Here is a 275-nt window from a genome sequence, read left to right as displayed (position 1 = left end):
CACCTCACCAATCCGGAGTGCCGGCAGTACCTCCTTCGGCAGGCCTTCGAGGAGGCGGTGCACACCCACACCTTCCAGTATATCGTCGAAAGCCTCGGCCTCGACGAGGGCGAGCTGTTCAACATGTACCGCGAGGTGCCGTCGATCACGGACAAGGCGGCCTGGGCGCTCAAGCACACGCAGCACCTGGACGATCCGTCGTTCCAGACGGGGACGCCGGATAGCGACCGCGCCTTCCTGCGCGATCTCGTCGCCTTCTATGTCGTGTTCGAGGG

1 protein-coding gene is annotated in these 275 nt (G+C 64.4%); it reads left to right on the top strand.

The window, feature by feature from the left end:
- Positions 1-275, top strand: a 275-nt coding sequence (locus tag AC5ZFO_RS48465) for a ribonucleotide-diphosphate reductase subunit beta (RefSeq protein WP_496124328.1), incomplete at both ends; no start/stop codon positions are given.

The organism is Bradyrhizobium sp. Unk1, from assembly GCF_059512345.1.
The sequence above is the reverse complement of the archived record's forward strand: the minus strand, read 5'-3'. Positions and strand labels throughout refer to the sequence as shown.